We start from the raw sequence: 13,453 nt of genomic DNA, 5'->3' as shown, positions 1-13,453 counted from the left end.
CTCACTCCACGGGGCAGCACACTGTGACCTCCCTCGCCGTAGCCAACCCGGGCAGCCTGATCCAGTCCGTGGACTGGGTGGCGATCGCGCCCCCGCTGATCGCCGCCGTGGCCGCCCTCGCCGTGCTGCTCACGGACCTGTTCCTGCCCGAGCGGCACAAGAAGTGGCTCGGCCGCCTCACTGCGGCCGGACTCGCCCTCGCCCTCATCGCGCTCCTTCCCCTGACCGGATCGTCAGCCCGAGCGACCTTCTGTGTGCAGAACGTAGCAGGAGGGTCCGACAGCGGCGGCTGCTCGTACGTCGCCGACCACTTCGCCCTGGTGTTCCAGCTGCTCGCCCTCGGCGGCGCGCTGATCGCGGCGCTGCTGTCGATGCACACCGTGGAGAATGAGAGGCTGCCGCGCGGCGAGTACTGGTTCCTGCTGCTCTCCAGCGCCACCGGCGCCGCCCTGCTGCCCGCCTCCCGCGACCTCGCCACCATGGTGATCGCCCTGGAGGTCGCCTCGCTGCCCGCCTTCGCCCTGGTCGCGCTGCGCCGGGACGGCCGGGGCGCGGAGGCCGCGCTCAAGTTCTTCGTCTCCTCGGTGACCGCGACCGCCGTGATGCTGCTCGGCGTCGGCTTCGTCTACGCGGCCGGCGGCAGCCTGCACCTCGACGCCGTCGCCCGGGGCCTGGAGCACGCCCCCGGGCAGCTCAAGCCGCTGGCCGAGGCGGGGGCCGTGCTGACCCTGGTCGGCTTCGCCTTCAAGGTCGCCGCCGTCCCGTTCCACTTCTGGGTGCCCGACACCTACACCGGCGCCCCGCTGCCGGTGGCCGGCTACCTCTCGGTGGTCGGCAAGGCGGCCGGCCTGTCCGGGCTCGCGCTCGCCACCACCATCGCCTTCCGCCCGTACGCCCACACCTGGGGCCTGGTGCTCGCCGTGCTGGCGGCCGTCACCATGACCGTCGGCAACGTCGGCGCGCTGCGGCAGCGCTTCGACACCCGGTACAGCGCGGTGCGGCTGCTCGCCTGGTCCTCGGTCGGCCAGGCCGGGTACCTGCTGGTGCCGCTCGCCGCGGCCGGCTACGCGCCCGCCGGCGTCGACCCCCTCGGCGCCACCGCCGCGTACGCGCTCATCTACGGCGTGGTGAACCTCGGCGCCTTCGGGGTGGTCGCCGCCGTCGGACGCCGGGCCGGGACCAGCGTGGACGACTTCCGCGGCCTGTTCGCCCGCAGCCGCTGGACGGCGCTGGCGCTCGCCTTCTTCCTGCTCTGCCTGGCCGGGCTGCCGCCGGGCGTGGTCGGCCTGTTCGGCAAGGTCGTGGTGTTCCGCGCGGCGGTCGACGCCGGGCTGGGCTGGCTCGCCGTGGTGATGGCCGTCAACGTGGTCGTCGCCCTGTACTACTACCTGCTGTGGACGGCCCGGCTGTTCGCTCCGGCTGGCGACGCGCCCCTCGGGGAGGCCGCCGCCGGGCACCGCCTGCCGACGAGCCTCACCGCGACGCTGGGGCTCACCGCCTCGGTCGCCGTGGTCCTCTCGGTGGCGCCGCAGCTGGTCCTCCAGGTGGCGGGCGGGTCGCTGTTCTGAGCCCGCGCCGCGCCGGGCCGGGGGTGCGGCCCGGCGGCGCCGCGGCGGTGTCGCGTCGGTCACAAGGGAACAAGGTCCCCGGCCCCACCCGTTGACCGGGCAAGAGGGACGAGGCAGAAAGGGCTTCCCCACCGCGCCATTGGAGGGCCTGACGTGCACAGCCGGCACAACGGACTGAGGACCGCCGTCCTGCTCGGAGGCCTGTCGGCGCTGATCCTGGTGATCGGCAGCCTCTTCGGCCGCACCGGCTTCGTGATCGCCCTGCTGGCCGCCCTCGGGACCAACGCCTACGCCTACTGGAACAGCGACAAGATCGCGCTGCGGGCCATGCGGGCCCGGCCGGTCAGCGAGTTCGAGGCACCCGGGCTGTACCGGATCGTCCGCGAGCTCTCCACCTCGGCCCGCCAGCCGATGCCCCGCCTCTACATCTCCCCGACCCCGGCCCCGAACGCCTTCGCCACCGGCCGCAACCCGCGCAACGCGGCGGTCTGCTGCACCGAGGGCATCCTGCAGATCCTGGACGAGCGCGAGCTGCGCGGCGTGCTCGGGCACGAGCTGAGCCACGTCTACAACCGGGACATCCTGATCTCCTCCGTGGCCGGGGCGCTCGCCTCGGTGGTGATGTTCCTGGTGAACTTCGCCTGGCTGATCCCGTTCGGGCGCGACGAGGACGACGACGGCCCGGGGCTGTTCGGGATGCTCGCCATCATGATCCTCGGCCCGCTCGCGGCCGGGCTGATCCAGTTGGCGGTCAGCCGCTCCCGCGAGTACCAGGCCGACGCCGACGGGGCCCGGATCACCGGCGACCCGCTCGCCCTCGCGAGCGCCCTGCGGAAGCTCGACGACGGCACCCGTCGGCTGCCGCTCCCGCCCGAGCCGCAGCTCCAGACGGCGAGCCACATGATGATCGCCAGCCCCTTCCGCCCCGGCGAGGCCGGCGCCCGGCTCTTCTCCACCCACCCGCCGATGGCCGAGCGCATCGCCCGCCTGGAGCGGATGGCGGGGTACCGGCAGTAGCGGCCGGGAGGACCTCCCCTCCCTTCCCTCCTCAGCCCGCCGGCTGCTCGTAGGCCACCCGCAGCCGGTGGATCCCCTCCGCCACCGCCGCCGGGCTGTCCGCGGCGGCGTAGCTGAGGCGCAGGTGCGGGGCCGGGGGTTCGGCGGGGTGGTAGGGGCGGCCCGGGGTGACCTGGACGCCGGTGCGCAGGGCGGCGGCGGCGAGGGCGGTGTCGTCGATGCCGTCCGGGAAGCGCACCCAGAGGTGGTAGCCGCCGGGGCGGTAGGCGTCGAGGACGCCGGGGAGCTCGCGGTGCAGGGCGGCGACGGCGACGGTGCGGCGGTCGCGCAGTTCGGCGCCGAGGGTGCGCAGGTGGCGGGCCCAGGCGGGGTCGGAGACCAGTTCGAGGGTCGCCTCCTGGAGCGGCCGGGGCACGAAGAAGCTGTCCACCACCTGGGTGGCCCGCAGCCGGGCGAGCGCCGGGCCGCGTGCGGTGAGGGCGCCGACCCGCAGGTTGGGGGAGGCGGCCTTGGTCAGTGAGCGCAGGTGCACCACGACCCCGTCCTGGTCGTCGGCGGCGAGCGGGCGCGGCAGCGCCGGGGCATCCGCGTGGACCAGGAGCCGGGCGAAGTCGTCCTCGACCACGAAGGCGCCGGCCGCACGGGCGATCCGCAGCACCTCCGCCCGCCGGGTGGGCGACAGCACGGCGCCGGTGGGGTTCTGGAACAGCGGCTGACAGACGAACACCCGCGCCCGGGTGGTCTCGAAGGCCTCGGCCAGCAGGTCCGTCCGGACGCCGTCCGCGTCGATCGGGACGGGCACCGGCCGCAGCCCGGCCGCCCGGACGACCGCGAGGATGCCCGAGTACGTCGGCGACTCGACCAGCACCGGCGAGCCCGGCGCGGCCAGCGACCGCATCGCGACCGTCAGTCCGCCCTGCCCGCCGGAGGTGATCAGGACGTCCCCGGCGCCGATCGGCCCGGCGTGGCCACCGATGTCGCGGGCGAACCAGCCGCGCAGCTCGGTGAGGCCGTCGGTGGGCGGGCGGTCCCAGGCGCCCGGGCGGCGTCCGGCCCGGGCGAGGGCGCCGCCGAGCAGGCGCTCGGGCAGCAGCGAGGCGTGCGGGTAGCCGCTGTTGAGGTCGATGACGTCCGGCGGCGGCACCCGGAGGGTGGCGAAGACCGGGGCCGCCAGCAGGTCGAGCGGGCCGTGATCGGCGCTGAGCGCGATCTCCTGCCAGGAGAGGTCGCCGGGCCGGGCGGCCGGTGCGGCCGGGGAGGCCGGGGCCGCGGCGAAGGCCGCCGCCCGGAACACGCCCGCGCCGGGCCGGGAGACCACCAGCCCCTCGGCCACCAGCACCGCGATGGCCCGGGAGACCGTCACCGGGCTGACCTGGTGGCGTTCCATCAGCGCCCGGCTGGAGGGGAGCTTTCGTCCCTCCGGGTAGCGCTCCACCTCCCGCCGCAGACTGTCGGCGAGTTCGGCCACGCTGCTACGCTCGTTCATGACGGCACAAGATAGCGCTACCCTACCCACCGCGGTAGCACCTCAGCACAGCCCCGCCTCCGGCACCGCCCTCGCCGCGCTCGGGGTGGCCTCCTTCTCGCTCAGCTTCCCCGCCACCGCGTGGTCCCTGACCGGTTTCGGCCCGTGGAGCTCGACCGGGCTGCGCGGCGCCCTGGCCGGGGTGCTGGCCGCGCTCTACCTGCTGGCCGCCGCCGCCCCGCTGCCGAAGCGCCGGCAGTGGCCCGGCCTGCTGGCGGTCTCCGCCGGCTGCGTCCTGGGCTTCCCGCTGCTGACCACGCTCGCCCTGCGGACCTCCTCGACCGCCCACTCGGCGGTGGTCATCGGCGTCCTGCCGCTGGCCACCGCGGTGGTCGCGGCGCTGCGCACCGGCCGCCGGCCCTCCCGGGCGTTCTGGGCGGCGGCGCTGGCCGGTGCGGCGGCCGTGCTCGTTTTCACCCTGCTGCAGAGCCACGGCCGGCCGACCCTCGCCGACCTCTACCTCTTCGTCGGCGTGGTGATCTGCGCGGCCGGCTACGCCGAGGGCGGGCGGCTGTCCCGGGACATGCCGGGCGCCCGGGTGATCGCCTGGCCGGTGGTGGCCGCGCTGCCCGTGACGGTGCTGACCGCCGCGTTCGGACTGGCCACCGAGCCGGTGCGGCTGGGGGCGAAGGCGCTGGCCGGGCTGGCGTACATCGCCGCGGTCTCGCAGTTCGGCGGGTTCGTGCTCTGGTACCGGGGGATGGCCGGGATCGGGGTGCCGAGGGCCAGCCAGCTGCAGCTCGCGCAGCCGCTGCTGACCCTGGTGTGGTCGGTGCTGCTGCTGGGCGAGCACCTGCCGGCGGCCGCGCCGGTGACGGCGGTGGTCGTGCTGGTCTGCATCGCGGTGACCCAACGGGCCCGGGCCTAGCCACCTGCGGGCCGCGCGCAGCCACCTCCTCCGTCCCCGAACCCTCGTCCGGAGCCGTCCGGAGCAGCCTCCCGCTCGTTAGGATGATCCCGCGCCCCGTCGGTCCGGGCGCGGCATCCGGAGGGAGTGGGCCGTCATGGCAGACGAGAGGCACGTCCCGGCGGCCGGGGACGCGCCGGCCCGACGACGCGGCCAGGGCGAGCTGGAGGCGCAGGTGCTCGCGGTGCTCCAGCAGGCGCCCGGCCCGGCCGCCGCGGGATGGGTCCAGGAACGCCTGGAGGGCGACCTGGCGTACACCACGGTGATGACCATCCTGTCCCGGCTGCACGCCAAGAACGCCGTGACCCGGACCCGCTCCGGCCGTTCCTACCTCTGGCAGGCCTCCTCGGACGCCGCCGGCCTGGCCGCGCTGCGGATGCGCCGGATGCTCGACGGCGAAGCGGACCGGGACGCCGTCCTGGCCAGTTTCGTCAGCGCGTTGCTGCCGCACGACGAGGAACTGCTCCGGGCGCTGCTGGACGCCGCGTCCGCCGATCCGGCAGCGCCCGACCGTGAGAGCTGATCCGTGGGCCTCTTCGTCTTCCTCCCGCTCGTCCTGCCGCTCACTGCGGTCCCGATCGCGCGCCTGACCGAACAGCACCTGCATCCGCGCGGCGCCACCCGGCTGATGACCGTGATCAGCGCGGTGATGGCGGTGTGCAGCGTGCTCTGCCTCGGGCTGATCGGCGTGGTGGGCACCGCGCAGATCCCCGGCAACCCGCTGCCGGACAGCTGGTCCGACCCGGAGGTGCGGGCCGCGCTGCCGTACCACGAGACGGTCGGCACGGCCGCGATGTGGCTGCTGGCCCTGGTGGGCCTCGCCTGCGCCCGGACGACCGTGCGGCACCTCCGGGTGCGGGGCCGGGCCCGCCGGGCGCTGAGCGGGCTGCCCGCCGGGCCGGGGGAGAACGGCGACCTCGCGGTGCTGCCGGACCACAGCCCGTACGCCTACGCGCTGCCCGGATCGCCCGGCCGGGTGGTGGTCTCCACCGGGATGCTGGCCGGCCTGGCTGCCGACGAGCGCGAGGCGCTGCTCGCGCACGAGCGGGCGCACCTGCGCCACCGGCACCACCGGTACCTGCTGACCACCCAGCTCGCCGCCTGCGTCAACCCGTTCCTGCGGCCGTTGCAGAACGCGGTGGCGTACAGCGCGGAGCGCTGGGCGGACGAGGAATCGGCGCAGGCCGTGGGGGACCGCCGGATCACCGCGCGGGCGGTGGCCCGGGCGGCTCTGGTCTCGCACGCCGCCCCGGCGCCCGGCTTCGCGGCCTTCGCCACCCCGGCCGCGGCGGCCGGCCCGGTGCCGCGCCGGGTCGCGGCGCTGCTCGGCCCGGTGCCGACCTCCCGCAACTGGCCGCCGGCCAAGACGCCGGCGGGCCTGGCGGCGATGGTCGCGGCGGTCGGGACGGCCGCGTCGGCGCTGTGCGCACTCAACGCCGCCGTGGCCCTGCTGGTGGTGCTCAAGGCCGTCACCCCGCTGTAGCGGCCCGCCCGCCCGGACGGCTCAGAGCGTCGCGGCCAGCTCGTCGACGGCGGCCTCGGCCGCCGCCAGGGACTCGGCGGCGAGCGGCTGGAGGGCGTTCAGCGCCGGGATGTCCGCGGCCCTGGTGAGCTCGGCGGTGACCACGTGCAGGTGCTCCGCCGCGACCCCGATCCGGTCGAAGTACGCCCGCAGGTACGGGACCTGGAAGTCGCAGTGGGCGCGCGGCGTGCCCGGACCGTAGCCGCCGCCGCGGACCGCGACGACCACCACGCGGGTGTCGCGCAGCAGCGGCGCGCCGGTCTCCGGGTCGTGGTGGACGCCGGGGAAGGTGACCCGGTCGATCCACGCCTTGAGGCCGGTCGAGACGGTGTAGTTGTACATCGGGCTGCCGATCAGCAGGGTGCCGGCGGCTCGCAGCTCCTCGATCAGCGGGCGGCTGAGCGCCCACTCGTGCGCCTCGTCCGGCCCCTCGGCGAGGCGGCCGATGTCGTCCAGCGGGAGTATCCCCTTGCGCTCGGTGCGGCGGCCGAGGGCGTCGTAGGCGGCGCGCACCGGGGGTACCGGGTCGGCGGCGAGGTCGTGGTGCCGGTGTCGGGCGGCGACGCCGTGCCGGGCGTGCCAGGCGGCGGCGAAGCGGGCGGTCAGGGCGCGGCTGACCGAGCCGGACGGGCTGATGCTGGAGTCCAGGTGGAGCAGCGTGGTGGAGGTCATGGTGGTCTCCCGGTCACCTCGGAGGGGGACGGATCGTCACAGCGGTGACGAGCCGCGCCGAGGAAAGGTGACCGATGGACCGGGACGCGATGGCGGGAGCGGCGGCCGGGGGAGCACCGGCCGGGCGAGCGGCCTCGGAGCGGAGGGCCGGGGTGCCGACGGAGCGCTTCGAGGCCGAGCGCGGCCGGCTGCGGGCGATCGCCCAGCGGATGCTCGGCTCGACCGGCGAGGCCGAGGACGCCGTGCAGGAGGCCTGGCTGCGGCTGGTCCGCACCGATCCGGCGGAGATCGACAACCTGCCCGGCTGGCTGACCACGGTGGTCTCCCGGATCTGCCTGGACCTGCTGCGGGCCCGTGCCGCGCGCCGCGAGGAGCCGACCGACGAGGCGCTGCCGGACGCGACGGGCGGCGGCCCGGAGCCGGAGCGGGAGGCGCTGCTGGTCGAGTCGGTGGGCCGGGCGCTGCTCGTGGTGCTGGACCGGCTGGGCCCGGCCGAGCGGGTCGCCTTCGTGCTGCACGACGGCTTCGCGGTGCCCTTCGACCGGATCGCGCCGATCGTCGGGCGGACTCCGGCGGCCGCCAAGAAGCTGGCCAGCCGGGCCCGGCAGCGGGTCCGCGGCACGGCCTCGCCGCCCCCGGAGCCGTCGGCCGGGCACCGGCGGGTGGTGGAGGCCTTCCTGGCCGCCGCCCGGGGCGGGGACCTGGCGGACCTGCTGGCCGTACTGGCCCCGGACGTGGTGCGGCGGGCCGATCCGGCGGCGCTGGGGCCCGGCCGCGCCCTGGTGGCCCGGGGCGCGCAGGCAGTCGCCCGGGAGACCACGGTCTTCGGCCGCCGGGCCCGCTACGGCGCGGTGGCCCTGGTGGACGGGGAGCCCGGCATCCTGATCGCCCCGGACGGGCGGCTGCGGCTGGTGCTGCGGGTGGCGGTCGCGGACGGCCGGGTGGCCGGCTACGAGGTGGTGGCCGACCCGGCCCGGCTCGCGGCGCTCGAACTGGCCGTACTGCCGGGGTGAGCGCGTGGCCGGCCGAGCCCGGTCAGTCGGCGATCCGGACCAGCATCTTGCCGGTGTTGGCGCCGCGCAGCATGCCGAGGAAGGCGTCCACGACCCGGTCGAAGCCGTCCACGACCGTCTCGTCCGGGACGACGGCGCCCGAGCGCAGGTGCGGGACCAGGAAGTCGTACAGCTCCGGCCGGGCGTCGAGGTGGTTGCGGACCAGGAAGCCCTCCAGCCGCAGGCTCTTCCCGACCACGTCGAACAGGTTGCGCGGCGCGGCCGGCGGGTTCCCGAGCCGGTTGTACTGGGCGACCGCGCCGCACCAGGCGATCCGGCCGTGGTCGCGCAGGGCGCCGATGGCGGCCTCCAGGTGGTCGCCGCCGACGTTGTCCAGGTAGACGTGCAGCCCCTCGGGAGCGGCCTCGCGCAGGCGCTCCGCGATCGGGCCGTCGTGGTAGTCGAAGGCGGCGTCGAAGCCGAGCAGCTCGGTGAGGCGGGCGGCCTTGGCGGCGGAGCCGGTGCTGCCGACGATCCGTCCGGCGCCGAGCAGGCGGGCGAGCTGTCCGGCGGCGGTGCCGACGCCGCCGGCGGCCGCCGAGACGAAGAGCGTCTCGCCGGGCTGGAGCCGGGCGATCCTGGTCAGGGCGACCCACGCGGACAGGCCGGTGCCGCCGAGCACCGACAGGTGGGCGCTGAGCGGGACTCCGGCGACATCGGGCAGCAGGCTCGCCCGCTCGGCGGTGACCACCGAGTGGGTGCGCCAGGCCTGGCGGTGCTGGACCAGCGCCCCGGCCGGCAGGGCGTCGGCCCGGGACTCCACCACCCGGCCGAGGGTGCGGCCCTCCAGCGGGGCGTGCAGCTCCCAGCCGCCCTCCTCCATCTCCTCGCGCATGTACGGGTCGACGGACTGGTAGAGGTTCTCGACCAGGGCCTCGCCCGCCGCGAGTGCCGGGACGGTCTCGTCGACGAAGGCGAAGTTCGCGGCGGTCGGCGCGCCGTCGGGGCGGGAGACCAGGTGGACGGCGCGGGCGGTGGGACGGGACATCGGATGCTGCTCCAGGGGCGCGGGGGCGGGCGACGTGACCACCGTAGGAAGCGGAGGAGCGGCCGGGCAGGGGCGCCGGTCGATGGAACGGCGGCATCCATGAGCAGGATCGATGGATCGCGGGTTAGATTCGGGCGCATGACCGATCTCGCCCCGCACGAGCTGCGGACCCTGGTCGCCGTCGAGGAGGAGCGGAGCTTCACGGCGGCCGCCGCGCGCCTGGGCACCACCCAGTCCGCCGTCTCGCACGCCGTGCGCGCCTGCGAGCGGAAGCTCGGCACGGTGCTCTTCGACCGCGGGCGCCACGGTGCGCGCCCCACCGAGGGCGGCGCGCGGGCGGTGGCGTACGCCCGCCGGATCCTGCGGCTGCTGGACGCGATGGGCCCCGAGGTGCGCGGCGCGGGAGCGGACGGGCCGCTCACCGGCACCCTGCGGATCGCCGCCTTCCGCAGTGCGGCCGCCCATCTGCTGCCGCCCGTCCTGGCCCGGCTCGCCGAGCGCCACCCCGGGCTCGGCACCCACGTCCGGATCGTCCGGGAGATCGGCCGCGGCACCGCCGGGGAGGTCGCGGACGGGCGCGCCGACCTCGGGCTGGCGACGCTCGACGCGGGCGGCCCGCCGTCCGTCCCGGGCCTGGTCGCGGTGCGGCTGTACGAGGAGTCGTACGCGCTCGCGCACCCGCAGGGCCACCCGGCGCCGCGCGAGCTCCCGCTGGTCGACTGGAACGAGAACTGCGGCTCGTACACCCGGGACTGGTGGCGACGGCAGGACTGGATCCCGCCCGCGACGGTGGACGTGGAGGACGACACGGTGGCCGTCTCGCTGGTCGCCCAGGGCCTGGGCATGGCGATCATGCCCCGGACGGCCCTCCTCGGCGCCCCGGCCGGCCTCGCCGTCACCGACCTCGGACCGCAGCCGCCGAGCCGCTCCGTCGGGTACGTCACCACGCCCGAGCTGGCCGGGACGGCCGCCGTCCGGGCGCTGATCCGCGAGCTGCGCGAACTGCCGCTGCCGGCCGGGCTGTCGGCGGCCCGACCCCCGACGACCCGGCCCCCGGCGGCTCAGCTCCCGGCGGTTCAGCTCCCGACGGTTCGGTCCTCGACGGCCTCCCGGAGCGTGCGGAACTCCTCGGCCAGCCCGTCCAGGGTGTAGTGGGCGTTGAGGCCGCTGGGGTTCGGCAGCACCCACACCTCGGTGTCGCCGATGCCCTCCGGCTGTCGCCCGAGCGCGGCCCGGCGCTGCCCGAAGGCCGTCCGGTAGGCGCCGATGCCGAGCACGGCCAGGACGCGCGGGCGCAGCCGCAGCACCCGTTCGCGCAGCGCGGCGCCGCCCTCGCGCAGCTCCTCGGCGGTCAGCTCGTCGGCCTTGGCGGTGGTGCGCGGGGCGACGTTGGTGATGCCCAGGCCGAGTGCGAGCAACTCCTGCTGCTCGTCCGGCCGGTACTGGCGTGCGGTGAAGCCGGAGCGGTGCAGGGCGGGCCAGAAGCGGTTGCCCGGGCGGGCGAAGTGGTGGCCGGTGGCGCCGGACCACAGGCCCGGGTTGATGCCGCAGAACAGCACCCGCAGCCCGGGCCCGGTGACGTCCGGGATGGTGGTGTCCTTGGCGGCGAGCAGCTGCTCGGCGGTGGGCTTCATCGGTGCGCTCGGATTCACCCGGCCAAGTCTGCCCGGCCCTCCGTCGGGGCCTGCGCCGGGCCCTTTGCCGAAGCCGGAGCCGGAGTCGAAGCCGGAGTCGCGGCCGGAGTCGCGGCAGCGGAGCGGCGGTTGCGCAGCAGGCGCAGACCGAACACCACCGCGGCCGCGTAGGCCCAGCCGACGAAGACGTCGATGATGAAGTGCTCCGCGCCGTAGACCAGGGTGAAGGTCATCGCGAGCGGGTAGGCGACCAGCACCGCCCGCAGCCAGCGCTTGGCGGTGGGCCAGAAGAAGAAGAGCAGCATCGCCGGGTAGGCGGAGTGCAGCGAGGGCATCGCGGCGACGTCGTTGGCGAACTGACTGCCGTTCTCCAGCAGCGAGTCGGCCTGCGGCAGCCCGCTCACCGAGATCACCTCCCAGACCACCCGGGACAGGTGCGGCAGGTTGCCCTCCTGGGAGACCAGCCACGGCGGGTCGGCCGGATAGAGGAGGTAGGTGGCGAAGCCCGCGAAGGTGAGCGTCAGGTAGCAGGCGAGCAGCTGCCGGAACCGGTGGTGCGCGCGCCGCCAGAGCACCGCGAGCAGCAGGAAGACGACGAAGAAGTGCGAGAGGTAGACGGCCACCGCGGCGTAGTCGTACCAGTGCGGCGAGCCGGAGGTGTAGAGGGCGTGCTGGAGCCGGACGGTCCAGGTCTCGCCGAGGCCGAGCACCTCGTCGAAGCGGAGCTGCGGCAGCCAGTGCGGGGCCCACGGGGTGTGCGCGCCGTAGCCGCGCAGCAGCGAGTACGTCCACACCACGGCCATCACCGGGACCCAGTCGCGCAGGACCAGGAGGAAGCCGCGGGGGCCGTGCCCGCTGTGCACGGCGGCGGTCAGCAGGGCGGCGATCAGCCAGAGGAACAGCACGTCGTTGGCCGCGGGGATGCCCTCGGTGCGCAGGAACCAGAGGAAGAACGTCAGGTAGAGCGGCCAGGCCAGCCACCGGAGTCTCGACCAGCCCGTCACGCGGGGTCGGGGCGGAGGCACCGGGCGCGGCTGTCCGGCCCGCACGTGGTGCGGGGCCGGGCGGAGGGTCTTGGTCATGCGCACCGAAACTAGCAACTCAAGCTTGGAGGACACTGGGTGAAATATGACCGGATCGTAAGAACAGCCGACTCGGTCGGCACCCGGTTCGACACACGGTCAGACATGGTCAGGCCACGATGCCGAGCTCGTGCGGGGTGTTGTTGAAGCGGCGGCCGCCGGCCGGGGTGACGGTGACGATGTCCTCGATCCGCACCCCGAACCGGCCGGGCAGGTAGACGCCGGGCTCGATCGAGAAGCACATGCCGGGCACCAGCGGCCGTTCCTCGCCCTCGACCAGGTAGGGCGGTTCGTGCGTGGTGGTGCCGATGCCGTGGCCGGTGCGGTGGATGAAGTACTCGCCGTAGCCGCCCTCGGTGATCACCCGCCGGGCGATCCGGTCGATCTCCTGGCACGCGACCCCGGGGCGGACCGCCTCGAAGGCGGTCTGCTGGGCCCGCCGGACCAGCTCGTGCACCTTCCGCACCTCGTCCGGAACGTCCGGGCCGACGTGCACCGTCCGGGTGGTGTCGGAGCCGTAGCCGTCCTTGAGGCCGCCGAAGTCCAGCACCACGGTGTCACCCGTACGGATGACCCGGTCGCCGGCCTCGTGGTGCGGGTTGGCGCCGTTCGGGCCGGAGCCGACCACGGTGAAGTCGACCTGGCTGTGTCCGTACTGGATGAGCAGCGCGCCGAGGTCGGCGGCCACGTCGGTCTCCCGGCGGCCGGCGAAGTCGACCTCCAGGATGCGCCGGTAGGCGGCGTCCGCCGCGCCGCCGGCCGCGGCCAGGCGGTCCAGCTCCTCGGCGTCCTTGACGGCGCGCAGCATCGGCAGGCTGTCGGTGAGCGAGGTGAAGGAGACGCCGGGCAGCGCGGCCTGGAAGCCGAGCAGGTGCAGCGCCCAGGTGTTGTCGGAGACGCCGTACCGTCCGGCCGGGTCGAGCAGGGGGCCGGCGGTGGCGAACGGGTCCTCGCCGTCGGACCAGTCGAGCAGCCGGACGGCCGGGGCGCCGACCGCCTCCTCGGCGTCCGGGCGCTCCAACTTGGGGACCACCATGGCGGGTTCGTTCCCGGCGGTGAGGACGAGGGCGGTCAGCCGCTCGGTGATCGCGGTGGGCGAGTAGCCGCACAGGTAGGCCAGGTCGGGGCCGGGGGCGACGACCAGGCCGGCCAGCCCGGCGGCGGTCGCCTCGGCGGTGGCACGGGCCATCCGGGCGGCGTGGTCCTCGACGGTGAAGGGGCGGGGCACGGCGGTTCCTCCTCTGGGGCCGGACGGGCTCTGCTGAGACGCCATCGGGTCAACTCCATCACTTCCTCGCCGAGTTGGCGAAGCCCTCGGAGAGGCACCGCCGCGATCCGGACGGCGGGCCGGCCGATCCTCCGCCGGCCGGGGCGGCTTCGACGGTTCCGCCGGACCCCGGCGGGGGCCGTCGTCACCCCGGCCGGCGACCGGCGCGGTCGGCAGCCGGAACGCGAGCGCCGGGACGAGGCGCAGGAGGACGTGGGC

Annotated in this window: 13 protein-coding genes; 7 read left to right on the top strand and 6 right to left on the bottom strand. The window is 75.6% G+C overall.

Annotated features, from left to right (window positions below; translation table 11 throughout):
- Positions 1-23: 23 nt before the first annotated feature.
- Positions 24-1,568 carry an NADH-quinone oxidoreductase subunit N gene (locus tag ACIRRH_RS07400; protein WP_403063676.1) on the top strand — a complete coding sequence of 515 codons (1,545 nt, stop codon included), beginning with the start codon at positions 24-26 and terminating at the stop codon, positions 1,566-1,568.
- A gap of 153 nt (positions 1,569-1,721) precedes the next feature.
- The gene (gene htpX / locus ACIRRH_RS07395) at positions 1,722-2,585 is read left to right on the top strand and encodes a zinc metalloprotease HtpX (protein WP_403063002.1); all 864 of its coding nucleotides are present in this window, start codon (positions 1,722-1,724) and stop codon (positions 2,583-2,585) included.
- Positions 2,586-2,616: 31 nt separating this feature from the next.
- Here the strand turns inward: htpX and ACIRRH_RS07390 are convergent, their stop codons facing one another.
- The gene (locus ACIRRH_RS07390; protein ID WP_403062999.1) at positions 2,617-4,071 is read right to left on the bottom strand and encodes a PLP-dependent aminotransferase family protein; all 1,455 of its coding nucleotides are present in this window, start codon (positions 4,069-4,071) and stop codon (positions 2,617-2,619) included.
- Here ACIRRH_RS07390 and ACIRRH_RS07385 point away from each other — a divergent pair.
- The 3 genes from ACIRRH_RS07385 (at position 4,070) to ACIRRH_RS07375 (ending at position 6,500) form a co-directional block, all read left to right on the top strand.
- Complete coding sequence (locus tag ACIRRH_RS07385; protein ID WP_403062996.1) at positions 4,070-4,978, top strand: DMT family transporter; 909 nt, start codon at positions 4,070-4,072, stop codon at positions 4,976-4,978. The two genes, ACIRRH_RS07390 and ACIRRH_RS07385, sit on opposite strands and share 2 nt — an antisense overlap.
- 136 nt (positions 4,979-5,114) lie before the next feature.
- A complete protein-coding gene (locus ACIRRH_RS07380; RefSeq protein ID WP_403062993.1) occupies positions 5,115-5,540 on the top strand; it encodes a BlaI/MecI/CopY family transcriptional regulator in 426 nt (141 codons plus the stop codon).
- A gap of 3 nt (positions 5,541-5,543) precedes the next feature.
- Positions 5,544-6,500: a M48 family metalloprotease gene (locus ACIRRH_RS07375; RefSeq protein WP_403062990.1), complete on the top strand. Its 957-nt coding sequence runs from the start codon at positions 5,544-5,546 to the stop codon at positions 6,498-6,500.
- A 21-nt stretch (positions 6,501-6,521) separates the two neighbouring features.
- Here ACIRRH_RS07375 and ACIRRH_RS07370 read toward each other — a convergent pair whose 3' ends face one another.
- On the bottom strand, positions 6,522-7,211 hold the full coding sequence (locus ACIRRH_RS07370; protein WP_403062987.1) for an NAD(P)H-dependent oxidoreductase: 690 nt from the start codon (positions 7,209-7,211) through the stop codon (positions 6,522-6,524).
- Between the two features lie 74 nt (positions 7,212-7,285).
- On the opposite strand from ACIRRH_RS07370, the gene ACIRRH_RS07365 reads away from it, so the two are divergent.
- Positions 7,286-8,224, top strand: coding sequence for a sigma-70 family RNA polymerase sigma factor (locus tag ACIRRH_RS07365; protein ID WP_403062984.1), 939 nt, complete (start codon positions 7,286-7,288; stop codon positions 8,222-8,224).
- Between the two features lie 22 nt (positions 8,225-8,246).
- Here ACIRRH_RS07365 and ACIRRH_RS07360 read toward each other — a convergent pair whose 3' ends face one another.
- Positions 8,247-9,251 (bottom strand): NADP-dependent oxidoreductase, encoded by a 1,005-nt coding sequence (locus ACIRRH_RS07360; RefSeq protein WP_403062981.1) that lies wholly within the window; start codon positions 9,249-9,251, stop codon positions 8,247-8,249.
- 138 nt (positions 9,252-9,389) lie between these two features.
- Between ACIRRH_RS07360 and ACIRRH_RS07355 the strand changes: the two genes are divergently transcribed.
- Positions 9,390-10,403: a LysR family transcriptional regulator gene (locus tag ACIRRH_RS07355; RefSeq protein WP_403062978.1), complete on the top strand. Its 1,014-nt coding sequence runs from the start codon at positions 9,390-9,392 to the stop codon at positions 10,401-10,403.
- Here ACIRRH_RS07355 and mug read toward each other — a convergent pair.
- From mug to ACIRRH_RS07340, 3 genes are all read right to left on the bottom strand, one after another.
- A complete protein-coding gene (gene mug / locus ACIRRH_RS07350) occupies positions 10,328-10,885 on the bottom strand; it encodes a G/U mismatch-specific DNA glycosylase (protein ID WP_403063673.1) in 558 nt (185 codons plus the stop codon). The genes ACIRRH_RS07355 and mug overlap by 76 nt on opposite strands.
- A 14-nt stretch (positions 10,886-10,899) precedes the next feature.
- Positions 10,900-11,967, bottom strand: a complete 1,068-nt coding sequence (locus tag ACIRRH_RS07345; protein ID WP_403062975.1) for a phosphatase PAP2 family protein — start codon at positions 11,965-11,967, stop codon at positions 10,900-10,902.
- A gap of 109 nt (positions 11,968-12,076) precedes the next feature.
- Positions 12,077-13,240, bottom strand: coding sequence for a M24 family metallopeptidase (locus tag ACIRRH_RS07340; RefSeq protein ID WP_403062972.1), 1,164 nt, complete (start codon positions 13,238-13,240; stop codon positions 12,077-12,079).
- Positions 13,241-13,453 lie beyond the last annotated feature (213 nt).

The sequence above is a fragment of the Kitasatospora sp. NPDC101235 genome (assembly GCF_044767505.1).
Classification (GTDB): Bacteria; Actinomycetota; Actinomycetes; order Streptomycetales; family Streptomycetaceae; genus Kitasatospora.
Note: the sequence above shows the minus strand (reverse complement) of the source record. Positions and strands in the feature narration are given on the sequence as shown.

Coding starts and splice junctions, on each gene's coding strand:
- mug (WP_403063673.1), bottom strand. CDS start 10,885: ATGAAGCCCACCGCCGAGCAGCTGCTCGCCGCCAAGGACACCACCATC.
- ACIRRH_RS07360 (WP_403062981.1), bottom strand. CDS start 9,251: ATGTCCCGTCCCACCGCCCGCGCCGTCCACCTGGTCTCCCGCCCCGAC.
- ACIRRH_RS07340 (WP_403062972.1), bottom strand. CDS start 13,240: ATGGCGTCTCAGCAGAGCCCGTCCGGCCCCAGAGGAGGAACCGCCGTG.
- ACIRRH_RS07355 (WP_403062978.1), top strand. CDS start 9,390: ATGACCGATCTCGCCCCGCACGAGCTGCGGACCCTGGTCGCCGTCGAG.
- ACIRRH_RS07390 (WP_403062999.1), bottom strand. CDS start 4,071: ATGAACGAGCGTAGCAGCGTGGCCGAACTCGCCGACAGTCTGCGGCGG.
- ACIRRH_RS07345 (WP_403062975.1), bottom strand. CDS start 11,967: ATGACCAAGACCCTCCGCCCGGCCCCGCACCACGTGCGGGCCGGACAG.
- ACIRRH_RS07380 (WP_403062993.1), top strand. CDS start 5,115: ATGGCAGACGAGAGGCACGTCCCGGCGGCCGGGGACGCGCCGGCCCGA.
- ACIRRH_RS07365 (WP_403062984.1), top strand. CDS start 7,286: ATGGACCGGGACGCGATGGCGGGAGCGGCGGCCGGGGGAGCACCGGCC.
- ACIRRH_RS07370 (WP_403062987.1), bottom strand. CDS start 7,211: ATGACCTCCACCACGCTGCTCCACCTGGACTCCAGCATCAGCCCGTCC.
- ACIRRH_RS07385 (WP_403062996.1), top strand. CDS start 4,070: ATGACGGCACAAGATAGCGCTACCCTACCCACCGCGGTAGCACCTCAG.